At 65.6% G+C, this 14,213-nt stretch carries 11 protein-coding genes; 3 read left to right on the forward strand and 8 right to left on the reverse strand.

The window, feature by feature from the left end; all coding sequences use genetic code 11:
• Window positions 1–34: 34 nt before the first annotated feature.
• The 3 genes from AC1RUS_RS00530 to uvrB all read right to left on the reverse strand — a co-directional run bounded on the left by AC1RUS_RS00530 (window position 35) and on the right by uvrB (window position 5,093).
• The gene (locus AC1RUS_RS00530) at window positions 35–2,098 is read right to left on the reverse strand and encodes an ATP-binding protein (RefSeq protein ID WP_492911960.1); all 2,064 of its coding nucleotides are present in this window, start codon (window positions 2,096–2,098) and stop codon (window positions 35–37) included.
• Between the two features lie 109 nt (window positions 2,099–2,207).
• On the reverse strand, window positions 2,208–2,492 hold the full coding sequence (locus tag AC1RUS_RS00535) for a hypothetical protein (RefSeq protein WP_492911962.1): 285 nt from the start codon (window positions 2,490–2,492) through the stop codon (window positions 2,208–2,210).
• A gap of 333 nt (window positions 2,493–2,825) precedes the next feature.
• Window positions 2,826–5,093, reverse strand: coding sequence for an excinuclease ABC subunit UvrB (gene uvrB / locus AC1RUS_RS00540; protein WP_492911964.1), 2,268 nt, complete (start codon window positions 5,091–5,093; stop codon window positions 2,826–2,828).
• Between the two features lie 147 nt (window positions 5,094–5,240).
• Here uvrB and AC1RUS_RS00545 point away from each other — a divergent pair, with 147 nt between their 5' ends.
• Window positions 5,241–8,261 (forward strand): DUF3857 domain-containing protein, encoded by a 3,021-nt coding sequence (locus tag AC1RUS_RS00545; RefSeq protein ID WP_492911966.1) that lies wholly within the window; start codon window positions 5,241–5,243, stop codon window positions 8,259–8,261.
• 28 nt (window positions 8,262–8,289) lie between these two features.
• Here the strand turns inward: AC1RUS_RS00545 and AC1RUS_RS00550 are convergent, their stop codons facing one another.
• A complete protein-coding gene (locus AC1RUS_RS00550; protein WP_492911968.1) occupies window positions 8,290–9,174 on the reverse strand; it encodes a LysR family transcriptional regulator in 885 nt (294 codons plus the stop codon).
• Between the two features lie 133 nt (window positions 9,175–9,307).
• Between AC1RUS_RS00550 and AC1RUS_RS00555 the strand changes: the two genes are divergently transcribed.
• Complete coding sequence (locus tag AC1RUS_RS00555) at window positions 9,308–10,504, forward strand: MFS transporter (protein WP_492911970.1); 1,197 nt, start codon at window positions 9,308–9,310, stop codon at window positions 10,502–10,504.
• A gap of 3 nt (window positions 10,505–10,507) precedes the next feature.
• On the opposite strand, the gene AC1RUS_RS00560 is transcribed toward AC1RUS_RS00555, so the two are convergent.
• Complete coding sequence (locus AC1RUS_RS00560; RefSeq protein WP_492911972.1) at window positions 10,508–11,491, reverse strand: aldo/keto reductase; 984 nt, start codon at window positions 11,489–11,491, stop codon at window positions 10,508–10,510.
• A gap of 72 nt (window positions 11,492–11,563) precedes the next feature.
• On the opposite strand from AC1RUS_RS00560, the gene AC1RUS_RS00565 reads away from it, so the two are divergent.
• Window positions 11,564–12,013 carry a MerR family transcriptional regulator gene (locus AC1RUS_RS00565; RefSeq protein ID WP_492911974.1) on the forward strand — a complete coding sequence of 150 codons (450 nt, stop codon included), beginning with the start codon at window positions 11,564–11,566 and terminating at the stop codon, window positions 12,011–12,013.
• Here AC1RUS_RS00565 and AC1RUS_RS00570 read toward each other — a convergent pair.
• From AC1RUS_RS00570 to AC1RUS_RS00580, 3 genes are all read right to left on the reverse strand, one after another.
• On the reverse strand, window positions 11,947–12,981 hold the full coding sequence (locus AC1RUS_RS00570) for an NAD-dependent epimerase/dehydratase family protein (RefSeq protein ID WP_492911976.1): 1,035 nt from the start codon (window positions 12,979–12,981) through the stop codon (window positions 11,947–11,949). The genes AC1RUS_RS00565 and AC1RUS_RS00570 overlap by 67 nt on opposite strands.
• A gap of 26 nt (window positions 12,982–13,007) precedes the next feature.
• Window positions 13,008–13,583: a TetR family transcriptional regulator gene (locus AC1RUS_RS00575; RefSeq protein ID WP_492911978.1), complete on the reverse strand. Its 576-nt coding sequence runs from the start codon at window positions 13,581–13,583 to the stop codon at window positions 13,008–13,010.
• A gap of 77 nt (window positions 13,584–13,660) precedes the next feature.
• Complete coding sequence (locus AC1RUS_RS00580; RefSeq protein ID WP_492911980.1) at window positions 13,661–14,110, reverse strand: DUF1810 domain-containing protein; 450 nt, start codon at window positions 14,108–14,110, stop codon at window positions 13,661–13,663.
• Between the last annotated feature and the right edge of the window lie 103 nt (window positions 14,111–14,213).

Genomic DNA, 14,213 nt, shown 5'->3' on the forward strand with positions numbered 1-14,213 from the left:
ATGGCGCTAAGTAATTTTAATGGAAATGGTGAAGTTAGGCGGCTTTGGCTGCTGTCTCCACCTGTATTGCATAAAGAAGCTCATCAAGCGTGGCTTGCTGCATGCCAAACCAACCATCAGGTTCAATATTCGGATCAAGTCCACCTATATCCATGGCGAGATATTTCTCATATCTAATGCGCGTTGCATCTGATAAATCTAGATGATGTGTGAAGTCTCTATAGGTTCTAATTCTGTCAATTGCTTCGTGTAGGCCTGGCCAATCAGATTTAAAAGAATTTCCGAAATCAGATCTATCAGGGTAGCCACGGGCAACATTTTCATAAAATATATTGTACATTGGTGTTATAAAATTTCTAAAACCGTTAGTGCTGTCAGCAGCGACAATATTTTGAAGAAGATCGGAATCTGGAATTCCTTTCGATCCAAAAGGTAATTTCATTTCTGAAGGGCATGTTTGAAACAGGCCTCTCATGTCGTGAACTATTCTGCTCAAAGTATCTGAGATCCAAGCTGGTCGACGATCGATTGAAATAAGATCTCTTGGTATCTTTCCTCCTGACAATCGAACATGTTCAGCTCTGAGGAAGCTAGATAGAACTGGCAATGAAACGCTGGGTGCTTCCCCGCCCTTTTGCGTCAGTATACCGTATGCTTTTAGATGTCGACTGAGGCTCGGGTCTGAGCCATACTCCAAAAACTCAGACTTCAGTCCTACGGACGCCATACGAATAACTTCGTACTCATCTGGGTAGAAATCTCTGAGTTCTCCAACGACATGTGCGCAATATGGAGATATTGCTGAATCGCATTCTCTCAAAATAGATCTTATATATTCTGGAGAAATTCTAATAGGTCTGGAGCGCTTTTCTCTTTCTAACCTAACATGTATGAAGCTGCAGGCCATTCTAGTTAGTAGTGGGTGGCCTCCGTAGTACGTTTCCAAGAGTGAAGTAGATTCTTCGGGAAAATCGAGACCCATTTGTCCGCCGAAGTACCGGACCATTCTCGAGAGGCTATCTGCATCCAGTCCTTGAACATATGTGGTGTTAACTATACCAAAAAGTGGATTCTGTATTCCGGAGAAGGTTGATGTCTCGCATACGGCCGCATTTACGCCGCTCACTATAAAAGATAGTTTTCCGGTTTGGCTTTGCGTGGACCATATTAACTGCCAGAAATCTATAAATTCTGTCGCCCACTGCGGATCGGTCAAGCTCTGCGGGGATATATATTCAATTTCATCAAATATAAGGCAAAGAGTCTTCTTCTTCGATGAAATGCGAACAATTTCACTGAATGCTTCAAATGAATCGAGTTTCTCATACCTCTTTGTGGGTATATTTTCTTGCAAGGCAATTTGTTTTACAATGTAATCTGCCAGAGTGATCGCATTTTTCTTTCTTATTATTGGATTTTTACAGTCTATATATACTGTTGTGGCAACATTATTTGCCTCTGCATCGCGAGATACTTTGTACAATAAGGATGTTTTGCCGGTTTTTCTGAGGCCAAAAATTCCGGAATTCTGAGATTTCTTTATTTGATCTTGAAGTTCGGAGACAAGAGTTTCTCGACCAAAAAAGTATGTATCCGTATCTATGGGTAGTCTGTAGTCGAATAGATCCCTTCTGTATGCAAACTTAGATATAAGATCTCGAAGCTCATACTTATTGGTAAGGCTGCTTTTTAGTTGTGATATCGATATGGGTATAGGATTTCGGGATTGAGGCATCCTCATCAGATAGTCTGAGGTAAATGACTGAGCTTTTTGATCTCTTGATAGAAGAATATATGTGCTAGGCTCCACACGTCCCGCAAGCGGCGACTCGCTGAGGGCCTGATTTATTGCTTGAAACGTTCTTGCTTCTAGTAAATCATATTCAAATACAAATAATGCTACCTCTATCCCAAGTCCAAAAAGCTCTCGTATGGTGCTTTCTGGTTTGACTATATATGACGAAAAGTCAGATCCGTAAGCAGTCCGGCGGGCAGCCCAGGTAATATTAAAATCATGTTGAAATGGAAGAATGGCATCTCTCTCAGATGGGTAATATCTAAGGTGGTTAGCTAGGACTTCATCAAAAATGCGGCCCATATTTGCCCTCCCCGAGCTTGTTGGCGAGAGCATGGGCGAGAATGCAACTATCGATCAAGCTCAATTGCTTCGCTGGTCCACGTCGGCCGCAGGCGGAAGCATGCCTCCGCTAACGCCCCACCCATCTCCCCGCCGCCACATCACTGTCATCCGGCCGCGTGCTGAACGCGATCCGCGCCCCCGGCGCGTGGCGGTGCACGGCGTTCAGCACCGTCTCGAACAGCCCCAGACTCGGCGGCGGGTTGCGGATGACGGCGCCGATCACGACGACGGCGTAGGTCTGATCGGCCAGCTGGACGGCGACCTCGACCTCGGCGATGGCCGGGTCGGGCTGGACCTGCGGCAGGTCGACCTCGAAGCCCCGGGCCTCCAGCGACGCCCTGGCGCGGGCCACGCCCGCCGTCACGGCCTCGGCGGTCAGGCCCGGCGGGATGGCCGGGTTTCAGTCGTCGACCGTGCTGACGTCCTGGCCGAGGATCAGGATGCGGGTGGCGATGGCGCGCTCCCCTGTGCGTGTGGGGCGCTTGAGCTTGGCGGGGGCTTTCGGCGAGCGGCGGGGAGGACCCCCTCCGGCCCTCTGAGCCACCTCCCCCAAAGGGGGAGGATTTAGTCCGTGCGGATGCTCCCCCTCGGGGGAGCTGTCGCGGAGCGACTGAGGGGTCCTCAACGGCATAGGCCGCGCTGCCCCCTCCGGCCCTCCGGGCCACCTCCCCCGGAGGGGGAGGATCTACAGCCGGCTCTTGCGGAACGCTTCGGCCTGCTCCGCCCGCAGTTCGGCGCGGATGCGCTTGGGGGCGCTCTTGTCGACCGTTTCGCCGGCGCCGGTCAGGATCTCGTTGGCGAACTCTAGGTCCATCATCTTCATGCGCTTGATCTCGTCGCGCAGGCGGGCGGCGGTCTCGAATTCGAGGTTGGAGGCGGCTTCGCGCATCTTGGCCTCGAGGTCCTTGAGGGCGGCCTTGAAGTTGTCGCCGCTGAAGGGCTTGTCGCCGTCGGCCTCGGCGAAGCCGCCGATCGGCACGGTGACGCGGTCGCCGCGCTCGAACGGGCTGGCCAGGATGTCCTTGATGTCGCGCTTGACGCTCTCGGGCGTGATGCCGTTGGCGAGGTTGAATTCGTGCTGCTTGTCGCGGCGGCGCTGGGTCTCGCCCATGGCCCGCTCCATGCTGCCGGTGATCCGGTCGGCATAGAGGATGACCTTGCCGTCGACGTTCCGCGCCGCGCGGCCGATGGTCTGGATCAGGCTGGTCTCCGAGCGCAGGAAGCCTTCCTTGTCGGCGTCGAGAATGGCCACCAGGCCGCATTCGGGGATGTCGAGGCCCTCGCGCAGCAGGTTGATGCCGACCAGGACGTCGAACTTGCCCAGGCGCAGATCGCGGATGATCTCGATGCGCTCCAGGGTGTCGACGTCGGAGTGCATGTAGCGCACGCCCAGGCCCTGCTCGTTGATATATTCGGTCAGGTCCTCGGCCATCTTCTTGGTCAGGACGGTGACCAGGGTGCGGTAGCCCTTGGCCTTGGCCTGGCGGATCTCGTCGATGACGTCGTCGACCTGGCTGGCGCCGTCCTTGGAGACCGGGCGCACCTCGACCGGCGGGTCGATCAGGCCGGTGGGGCGGATGACCTGCTCAGCGAAGACGCCGCCGGCGCGTTCCAGCTCCCACGAGGCCGGGGTGGCGCTGACGTGCACCGACTGGGGCCGCATGGCGTCCCATTCCTCGAACTTGAGGGGGCGGTTGTCGAGGGCCGAGGGCAGGCGGAAGCCGTACTCGGCCAGGGTCCATTTGCGGTTGCGGTCGCCCTTGTACATGGCGCCGATCTGCGGAACCGTCTGGTGGCTCTCGTCGGTGAAGAGGAGGGCGTTGTCGGGGATGTATTCGAAGAAGGTCGGCGGCGGCTCGCCCGGCTTGCGGCCCGAGAGGTAGCGGCTGTAGTTCTCGATGCCGGCGCAGGAGCCGGTGGTCTCGATCATCTCCAGGTCGAAATTGGTCCGCTGCTCCAGGCGCTGGGCCTCCAGCAGCTTGCCGTTCTCGTACATCCAGGCCAGGCGCTCCTTCAGCTCCTCGCGGATGGAGATGATCGCCTGGCGCAGGGTGGGGCGCGGCGTGACGTGGTGGCTGTTGGCGTAGACCTTGATGCTTTCCAGGTCGGCGGTCTTCTTGCCGGTCAGCGGGTCGAACTCGGCGATGGCCTCGACCTCGTCGCCGAACAGGGTGACGCGCCAGGCGCGGTCCTCGTAGTGGGCAGGGAAGATCTCCAGGGTGTCGCCCCGGCGGCGGAACGCGCCGCGCTCGAAGGCGGCGTCGTTGCGCTTGTACTGCTGGGCCACCAGGTCGGCCATCAGCTGCTTCTCGTTGACCGTCTGGCCGACCTCCAGCGTGAAGGTCATGGCCGTATAGGTCTCGACCGAGCCGATGCCGTAGATGCACGACACCGAGGCCACGACGATGACGTCGTCGCGCTCCAGGATCGCCCGGGTGGCCGAGTGGCGCATCCGGTCGATCTGCTCGTTGATGGAGCTGTCCTTCTCGATATAGGTGTCGGTCCGGGGCACGTAGGCTTCCGGCTGATAGTAGTCGTAGTAGCTGACGAAGTACTCGACCGCGTTCTCCGGGAAGAACGACTTCATCTCGCTGTAGAGCTGGGCGGCCAGGGTCTTGTTCGGCGCCAGGATCAGGGCCGGGCGCTGGGTCTTCTCGATGACCTGAGCCATGGTGAAGGTCTTGCCCGAGCCGGTGACGCCCAGCAGCACCTGGTCCTGGTCGCCGTTCTGCAGACCTTCCACCAGCTCGGCGATCGCCGTCGGCTGGTCGCCGGCGGGGCTGTAGTCGCTGACCAGCTTGAAGGTCTTGCCGCCCTCGGACTTGGCCGGCCGCGCGGGGCGGTGCGGGGTCCACAGGGTCTGCCGCGCGATCAAGGCCGGATCCTCCGCTGAGAGGTCCATGACGAAGGGCGTGGAGACGTCGGAAACGCCGGTGTCCGGGGTGCGAGGCATGCTCGAAAGGTAGGTGTCGCGAGCCCGGAAGGCTAGAGGGCCTGCTGACGGCGAGTGTCAGCAGGGTGGCGGGAGGGGAACGATCAGCGCCCCAGGGTTGTGGAAATGTTTCGGGTCGCTAGTCTGGCGATCAACAAGGGGGCTTGTATGCGTTTTGCTTTGACGGGCGTGGCCGTGGCCACGGCGTTCGTATCGTCGTCGGCCATTGCGGCTGACAAGGTGGTGTTCTACGGCGCGCCGCCCGCCTGGGTGAAGCCGGCGGACCTGCCGCCGCCGCCCGAGGCGGAGCCTGGGGTGGGCTCGTCAATCGTCCTCTATGACGAGCAGAACCGCTACGACGGCGAGTTCGGCGAGACGATGATCCGACGCGCCTCCAAGGTGGTCTCCGAACCGGGGCTCGACGACCTGGGCTCGGTGGAGGAGGAGTGGGACCCCGGGACCGAACGGGTCACCATCAATCGGGTGGCGATCATCCGCGACGGCAAGACGATCGACGTGCTCAAGGACGAGCGCTTCGAGGTGCTGCGCCGCGAGACCAATCTGGAATCGGCCATGCTCAACGGCCGCCTGACCGCGACGCTGCAGCTCAAGGACCTGCGCGTGGGCGACATCGTCGACGTGCAGACCACCCGCCGCTATCGCGACCCCCTGGGCGGCCGGCGGTTCGACTCCACCACGGCGCTGCATTCGAGCGGAAAGCTGGCGCGGGCCCGGGTGCGGGTCCTGTGGCCGAAGGGCTCGCCGATGCGCTGGCGCGCGACCGAGGGCTTCCCCAAGCCGACGATCACCGAGACTGGCGCCGAGAGCGAGCTGCTGGTCGACGTTGTCGATCTCAAGGGCCGACGGCTGCCGGTCGGCGCGCCGATGCGCTACGCCATGGCCGGAACGCTGGAATGGAGCCAGCTGGCGGACTGGGCCGAGGTCTCCGCCTCCCTGGCCGGGCCCTATGCGACCGCCACGACGCTGAAACCGGGCTCGCCCCTCAAGGCCGAGATCGAGCGCATCCGGGCGGCCACGCCCGATCCCGTCGCCCGCGCGACCCTGGCGCTGAAGCTCGTCGAGTCACAGGTGCGCTACGTCTATATCGGCATGGGCGCGGGGGCCTATAAGCCGGCGTCGGCCGACGACACCTGGTCGCGCCGCTTCGGCGACTGCAAGGCCAAGACGGCGCTGCTGATCGCCCTGCTTCAGGGCCTGGACATCCCCGCCGAGGCCTCGCTGGTCAACACCCAGGGCTGGGGCGACGGCCTGGACCAGCGCCTGCCCAGCCTGGCCCGCTTCGATCATGTCATCGTCCGCACGACGCTCGGCGGCAAGGTCTACTGGCTGGACGGAACGCGCCTGGGCGACGAGGCCCTGACGAACCTGTCGACGCCCGCCTACGACTGGACCCTCCCGATCCGCGCCCAGGGCGGCGCGCTCGAGCAGTTGGGCCCGGCTCCGCTGCCGCTGGCCCAGGACGCCAGCGTCATCCGCATCGACGCTTCGGCGGGCATGGACGCGCCGGCGCAGGTCGTCATCGAGTCCGTGCTGCGGGGCGACCAAGCCATCGAGTCGGCCCGCGGCTTCGCGGCCGCGCCCAAGGACGACATCTCCCGGGGGCTTCGCCGCGGCTGGGGCAAGATGCTGGGCTGGGTGGACTTCGAGAAGGCCGAGTGGACCTTCGACGCCAACCGGGCCGAGCTGACCATGAAGGTCTCGGGCTCGGGCAAGATGAACTGGATCGACGATCCCCGGTCCGGACGCTTCTGGCTGATCCCGTCGTCGGAGGTGTTCGCCGCCAGCTACGAGCGCGACTCCGAGCAGGACCAGACCGCGCCCTACGCCGTGCCGTATCCGGTCTACAACCGCATCGTCGTTGTTGCGACCCTGCCCAAGACCGAGCGCTATCGCCTGAGCGGCAGCTATGTGCGCCAAACGCTCGGCGGTTTCGACATCACCCGAACCGCGCACCTGCAGGAAAACCGGGTGACCTTGATGCGCAGCAATCGCACGCTGGGGTTCGAGATCACCGCCGAGGAGGCCAAGGCCAGCCAGGCCAAGGCGCGCCAGGGATATCAGGCGTTCGGCGGCTATCTGGTCGAGGTCGTCAAGGACAAGACGCCGAGCATCGATCCGGTGAGCGAGGGCTTCCAGGCCCTGCTCGAGGAACGCTATGACGCGGCCGAGACGGCGTTCCGGACGGCGATGAAGTCGGATGACACCGAGCGCGGCGGCTATGGCGGACTGATCCGCACGGCCATGGCGCGCAAGAACTACGCCCTGGCCCTGAAGCTGTGCGACCAGGCCGAGGCGCGGATGCCGGGCGCGTCCACCGCGTGGCTGGGCATGCGGCTCGACGCCCTGTGGTCGGCCGACCGGGGCGCCGAAGCCGAGACGATCGCCAAGGCCGCCGTCGACAAGTCGCCGCGCGATCCGGAAATCCTGTTGATGCTGGCGCGCACCCAGATCGGCCGCGAAGACCTTGCCGGCGCCCTGGCGACCGCGCAGCGGGCCCAGGCCGCGGATCCCAAGAGCGCCGATCCGCTGATCGTCCAGGGACGGGTGCTGGCGATCAAGAAGGACCTGGCTGGCGCGCTGGAGCGCTACCAGACCGCCCAGACGCTCGATCCGGACAGCACCGAGATCCTGTCCAGCGTCGCCGCGATGCAGTCGCGGCTCAAGCGCGGCGACGAGGCCCTGATCCTGGTGGCCGAGGCGCGGCGGATCGATCCGTTTGACACCGATCTCCAGGCGCTGCGCGCCGACCTGCTGGACGGCATGGGCCGGACCGACGAGGCCTTGGCCGAGTTCGACAGCGCCCTGGCCCAGTCGCCCAAGGACATCAGCCTGCTGAATGGCCGCTGCTGGCTGCGGGCGACGCGCAATCGCGAGCTCGACAAGGCCCTGGCCGATTGCGACCAGGCGCTGGGGCTGCGGCCGAAGTTCGCCGCCGCGCTGGACAGCCGCGCGCTGGTCCACGCCCGCGCCGGACGGCTGGACGCGGCGCTGCGCGACTACGACGGCGCGCTGAAGCTGTCGCCCAAGCAGGGCGCGTCCCTGTACGGGCGAGGCCTGGTGCGGATCCGGATGGGCGACTCGGCGGCCGGCCAGGCCGACCTTGTCGCGGCCCGGGCGCTCGACAAGGAGATCGACAGCCGTTTCGCAGAGTGGGGCCTCAAGCCCTGAGGGCTGGTCCGCGCGGAGCGCCCAATCGTCAGGTCTCGAAGGTCTTCAGCCGCTCGCCCAGGGCGGCGACGAACAGGCGCACCTTGGGCGGGGCCAGGCGGGCGGTGGGATAGACGGCCCAGATCGAGCGTTCCTGCAGCTGGGCGTCGGCCAGGGGCAGGACGACCAGTCGACCTTCGGCGACCTCGTCCCGGGCGTCCCAGGTGGAGAGGCGGCCGATCCCCAGTCCGCCCAGGCAGGCCTGGTGCAGGGCCTCCATGGCGCTGGCGGTGAAGCGGCCGGCCACCTTCTGCTGCACGGCCTTGCCGGCGACGTCGAAGGTCCAGTGGGTCTCGCCGGCGGAGGTCAGGCACGCGTGCCGGGCCAGGTCGGCCAGGACCGACGGCGCGCCGTGGCGGGCCACATAGTCCGGCGCGGCGTAGAGCTGGCGCGGATTGTCGGCCAGGCGGCGGGCCACCAGGGTGTTGTCGCGCAGGGCGGCGATGCGCACGGCCACGTCTATGCCCTGGGCGACGATGTCGACGATGGTGTCGGTCAGCAGCAGGTCGACGCGCAGGTCGGGATTGGCGGCCATGAAGGCCGGGATCATCGGGGCCACAACCTTGCGCCCGAACGGGGCCGAGGCGGTGACGCGCAGCAGGCCCGAAGCGCCGGCCTGGGCGGGGCGCACCGCGGCGCGGGCCACGGCCTCGTCCTCCAGCATGGCCTGGGCGTGAGGCAGGAAGGCCTCGCCCTCGGCGGTCAGGGACAGGGCGCGGGTGGTGCGATGGACCAGGCGCACGCCCAGTTCCGCTTCGAGGGCGGCCAGCCGACGCGAGGCGACCATGGGCGCGACGCCGATCCGGCGGGCCGCGCCGGCTAGGCTGCCGGTGCGCACCGCCTCGGCGAAGACCGCGATGTCGGCCAGGTCCATTATATCAAAATCCGATGCGCCGGCTTCCCGATTTGCCTCACTATAAACCGAAACGGTGTTTTCCTAAATTCACGTTCTGCCGCCGTCGGGCGACCCCATATTGAACGCGGCGAGTCGCTCGCCGGGAGCCGTCATGAGCCACACCGCCACCCCCGCCGCCGACACTGTCCAGAGCCCCGTCCTCGGACGCGGCCTGACCTTCGCCATGGCCCTGGCCACCGGGATCGCGGTGGCTAACATCTATTACAACCAGCCGATGGTCGGGCTGATGGCGCGCGACCTGCCGGGCGGGGCGGCGACCATGATCCCCACCGCCACCCAGCTGGGCTACGCGGCGGGGCTGTTTCTGCTGACCCCCTTGGGCGACCTGGTCGAGCGCAAGCGGCTGATCCTGGCGCAGTTTCTGGTGTTGGCCCTGGCCCTAGTGGCGGTGGCCGTCGCGCCCAGCGCCGGATTGATCGTTCTGGCCTCGCTGCTGGTCGGAGCGGCCGCGACGGTGGCCCAGCAGATCGTGCCGTTCGCCGCCCACCTCTCGGCGCCCGAGCGGCGCGGCGCGACGGTGGGCGTGGTGATGGCGGGCCTGCTGTGCGGCATCCTCTTCAGCCGGACCCTGGCCGGCTTCGTTGCCACCCACGCCGGCTGGCGGCAGATGTTCTGGCTGGGCGTGCCCATGGCCCTGGGCGCCGGCGGCCTGATGGCGCTCGTGCTGCCGCGCAGCCGGCCCGAGACCGATATCGGCTACGGCGCCCTGCTGGCCTCGCTGGCCAAGCTGTGGAGCCAGTTCCCCGCCCTGCGGCTGGCGGCCGTTTCCCAGGCCCACCTGTTTGCGGCCTTCACCGCCTTCTGGACCATCCTGGCCCTGCGGCTGCAGGACCCGCGCTTCGGCCTGGGCGCCGATGTGGCCGGCCTGTTCGGCGTGGTGGGCGCGGTGGGCATTCTCGCCGCCCCGATCGCCGGCCGCATCGCCGACAAGCGCGGGCCCCAGCAGGTGATCGTGCTGGGCGCTGTGCTGACCCTGGTCGCGTGGATGATCTTCGGCCTGTGGACCTCGGTGGCCGGGCTGGTGGTCGGGGTGATCGTGCTGGACTTCGCGGTGCAGAGCTCGCTGATCTCCAACCAGCACGTGGTCTACGCCCTGAAGCCCGAGGCCCGGGCGCGGCTGAACACCCTGTTCATGGGCGCGATGTTCCTGGGCGGCGCGGCCGGCTCGGCCGCCGCGGCGGCCGCCTGGAAGCTGGGCGGCTGGGGCGGTGTGTCGATCCTCGGCGTGGCCCTGGGCGCGATCGCGGCGGCGCTGCAGGTCGGGAGCCTGGCGCGCAAGCGGGGCTAGGGCTCAGACCCGCACGCCCTTGACCGCGCCGGCCAGGGCTTCCAGGGCCCGCATCTCCGGCTCGGACAGACCGAGCGTCGTCGCCGCGACGTTTTCCTCCAGACGTGACCGCCGCCGCGTGCCCGGGATCGGCACCATGGCGACGCCGAGCGCTCGGGCCTGAGCGTAGAGCCAAGCCAAGGCCGTCTGGGCCGGCGTCACGCCGCGCGCGGCGGCGATGCGTTCCACCTCCGCGACCAGTCCGTCGTTGGCGTCCAGGTTCTCCGCCGCAAAGCGCGGGAAATTCCGGCGCGCGTCGCCTTCGGGCAGGGCGCGGGCGAAGCCGCGCGCGGTTAGCAGCCCGCGACCCAGCGGCGCGAACGGCGCCAGGGTCACCCCCAGTTCGACGGCCAACGGGACGATCTCGTCCTCGATGTCACGGCTGAACAGCGACCATTCCGATTGCAGGGCCGCGATCGGATGGATGGCGTGGGCTTCGCGGAGCTCATCGGGATCGACCTCGGAAAGGCCCAGCTGGAGCACCTTTCCCGCGGCGACCAGATCGGCCAGGGCGCCCAAGGACTCCGCCAGCGGCACGGCCTTGTCGCGGCGATGCAGGTAGTAGAGGTCCAGCGTCTCGGCGCCCAAGCGCCGCAGCGATCGCTCGGCGGCGGCGCGGATGTGTTCGGGCCGGTTGCTGAGGCTCCAATCGTCCGGTGTCTCGGGCGTGCGGACATAGCCGACCTTGGTGGCGACGCGCGCCGCGCCCCGGCTGCGGCGCAGGAAATCGCCCAGGAAGGTCTCGTTGGCCCCCAAGCCGTACATGTCGGCCGTGTCAAACAGGGTCACGCCCAGGTCGAGAGCGCGGTCGAGCGTCGCGCGGGCCTCGGCCTCGTCGGTCTGGCCGTAGAACTCGCTCATGCCCATGCAGCCCAGCCCCTGGGCGCCGACCTTGGGGCCGCCTCGGCCCAGTTCGACCTGAGGAAGCGCGTGCGAAATGTTCGTCATGGAAGGGCTCCGAATGAATGACGAACAGCCCTATAAGTGTGGACCATGGTCCAGGGTCAAGGAGTCAAAAGCATGCTGATCTCGGAGTTCGCGCGCGCCGCCGGGCTGCCTGTCGACACGGTCCGGTTCTATGTGGGCAAGGGGCTGCTGAGGCCCGAGCGCGGTGACAAAGGCGGCGGCAACCCGTACCAGATCTTCACCCGCGACGACCTCACGGCCGCCCGCATGATCCGCTTGCAGCAATCCCTCGGCTATTCGCTGCGGGAGATCGCCGACTTGAGCGCGGAATATCGCGCCGGCGGCGGTGGGGACGAGCGCACCGCGCAGGTGCTGCGGATGCAGATCGAGCGCCTGCTGCAGCGCCGAGCCGAGCTCGACTCGGCTTTGGGCTTCTTGCAAGGCAAGCTCGATTGGCTGGCGGCGGGACGCCCCGGCGACGTCTCGCGTCTCGAGGACTATCTGTGCGGCGCTGAGGTCGAGAGCTCCGCCAGGCCCTCAGCCATGGAGACGACCGGCGCATAGCCAAGCTCGCGTCGAGCCTTGCCAATGTCGAGCGTCACCTCGATGGCCGAGGCGGCGAAGCCTTGCAAGGTCAGCGGCGCGGATTTGCGCCCCCGTGTCGCCGCGCCGATCAGATCGCCGACGGCCGCGACCGCGCGGACTATCGCGCGCGGGACCACCTTTTCCGGCGCCGTCTCGCCCTGGGTCTCCAGCAGCGCTGAGACGAAGGTCCGGAATGCGACCGGTTCGCCGTCGGAGAGGAAATAGATTTCGCCGCCGCGCCCGACCTTCAGCGCCAGGTCGACGCCGTGGCAGAGATTGGCCACGTGCGTGGTCGAGGTCCGATAGTCGCCGCCGTCGATCCAGGCGAGGTTTCCTGAGCGGGCGGCCTCCACCAGCATCGGCAGGGCGGTGGTGTCGTCGCGCCCCCAGACGAAACGCGGACGCACCACGACGACCGCGAAGGCCTCGTCGGCCATCGACAGGGCGATCGTCTCGGCCGCAATCTTGCTGCGTGAATAGGAACCGGCGGGCCGGGCCGGATAGGGACGGGTCTCGTCGACGTGCCTGAGCGGGCGTCCGTCGCCGAGGACCGACTCCGTGCTCAGGTGGACGACGCGACGAACGCCGGCCGCACGCGCGGCCCGGAGCACGTTCCGGGTTCCCTCGGCGTTGGTTCGCATCTGCGCCGAGCCGCCATGGCCGTGGTCTGTATCGGCGGCGGCATGGACCACGGCGTCGCAGCCGGCCATGGCCTCGCCGATGGCCGGATCGAGGATGTCGCCGACGACCGCCAGGGCGCCCATCGCGCGCAGGCGTTCGGCGGCTTGGGCCGTGCGCGCCAGGGCGACGACCTCGACGCCGTCCCGCAGGAAGTGGCGGACCAGGTTGCGGCCCACATAGCCGGCGGCGCCGGTCAGGAAGAGGCGGCGCGGGCAGGCGCGGGCGCTCATCGCCGCGCTTTGGGCGGCGGAAGAAGAGGTCGTCATTCGAAAAATCCGGTTGGGGAGGAGGATCAGTCGCCCGTGGGCGAGCCGTCTTGTGGTCTCGCGGCGGCCAGCCATTCGATCTCTCGAACGATCCTGTCGCGCTCGGCCGTCGGGAAATGGTGGAAGTCGAGGAACTCGAGGAACTTCAGCCCCTCAAGAGCGAGATAGGCCAGCAGGGCGCCGCGCGGCGAGGCCGAGGTTTCCAGCACACGCGTGACGACGCTAGCTTGATTGGCCTGCATTTTCCGCCGGAGATCGGCGTCCAGAACCAGGGCGGCGCTGAGGTTGAGGGCGACGGCGCGAAAGGTCTCGGGCGGCGCATGCGCGCCGCCGCGTATCCGGCCGCGGATGACGGGGCTGTCCTGGCCTTCCAGATCGGCTTCAAGCGCAGCGTGGCGCGCGTTGTCGGCCCGGAACGAGCGATCGACCACAGCCTCGATCAGCGCCTGCTTGGTCTTGAAGTCATAGATGACGCTGGCCTTGCCGACCCCGGCCTCCTTGGCCACGGCGTCCAGCGTGAGGTTCGCCGCGCCATCCCGCGCGACGACGCGCTCGGCGGCGTCGAGAATGGCCTGCTGATCGATGACTCGCGGTCTTCCCACATCGACTCCTGTTTATAACCGACCGGACGGTTATAAATAAATCGCGATCCCGCGTAAAGTCCGCCGATCGGAGCGGCTTAGCGCGCGGTGACGCCCAGCCGCTCCAGCGTCGCGCCGTCCAGCCGTCCGCCGAAGTACTTGGCCAACGCCTCGGCGAAGACCGCCGCGTCTGGCGCGGCCCGCGTGAACAGGGTCAGGCTGGAGTGGAGCTTCAGGTCGTCGGGCGAGCCGAAGATGGCGTGGGCGGTGCGGCCTTCCAGGGCGTTCAGCGCCTCGACGCAGGCGATCAGGCGCGGGCCCAGCAGCGGATGGGCCAGGTAGGCGCGGGCCTCGTCCAGGGAGTCGATGGCGTAGAACCGCGCCATGGCGCTGTGGCCCAGGCCCGCGATCTGCGGAAAGACGAACCACATCCAGTGGGTGGTCTTGCGGCCGCGCTTCAGCTCGGCCAGCGCCGTGTCATAAGCGTCGGCCTGGGCTTCGACGAAGCGGTGGAGGTCGAGGCTCCGGTCCATGGCGATGAAACGCATGGCGCGCGAAAAAGCCCGCGATCGGATGATCGTGGGCTTCTTGGCATGCCGTCCTTGCCCTTCGACAGGCTCAGGGTGAGGACGACTGTCGGCATCGTGTCCG

It is taken from the genome of Caulobacter sp. GW821-FHT10F06, from assembly GCF_058809215.1.

Bases quoted from the DNA above. Each gene is read 5' to 3' on its own strand.
- AC1RUS_RS00530 (WP_492911960.1), bottom strand. From the start codon at position 2,098: ATGGGCCGCATTTTTGATGAAGTCCTAGCTAACCACCTTAGATATTAC.
- uvrB (WP_492911964.1), bottom strand. From the start codon at position 5,093: ATGCCTCGCACCCCGGACACCGGCGTTTCCGACGTCTCCACGCCCTTC.
- AC1RUS_RS00545 (WP_492911966.1), top strand. From the start codon at position 5,241: ATGCGTTTTGCTTTGACGGGCGTGGCCGTGGCCACGGCGTTCGTATCG.
- AC1RUS_RS00550 (WP_492911968.1), bottom strand. From the start codon at position 9,174: ATGGACCTGGCCGACATCGCGGTCTTCGCCGAGGCGGTGCGCACCGGC.
- AC1RUS_RS00555 (WP_492911970.1), top strand. From the start codon at position 9,308: ATGAGCCACACCGCCACCCCCGCCGCCGACACTGTCCAGAGCCCCGTC.
- AC1RUS_RS00560 (WP_492911972.1), bottom strand. From the start codon at position 11,491: ATGACGAACATTTCGCACGCGCTTCCTCAGGTCGAACTGGGCCGAGGC.
- AC1RUS_RS00565 (WP_492911974.1), top strand. From the start codon at position 11,564: ATGCTGATCTCGGAGTTCGCGCGCGCCGCCGGGCTGCCTGTCGACACG.
- AC1RUS_RS00570 (WP_492911976.1), bottom strand. From the start codon at position 12,981: ATGACGACCTCTTCTTCCGCCGCCCAAAGCGCGGCGATGAGCGCCCGC.
- AC1RUS_RS00580 (WP_492911980.1), bottom strand. From the start codon at position 14,110: ATGCGTTTCATCGCCATGGACCGGAGCCTCGACCTCCACCGCTTCGTC.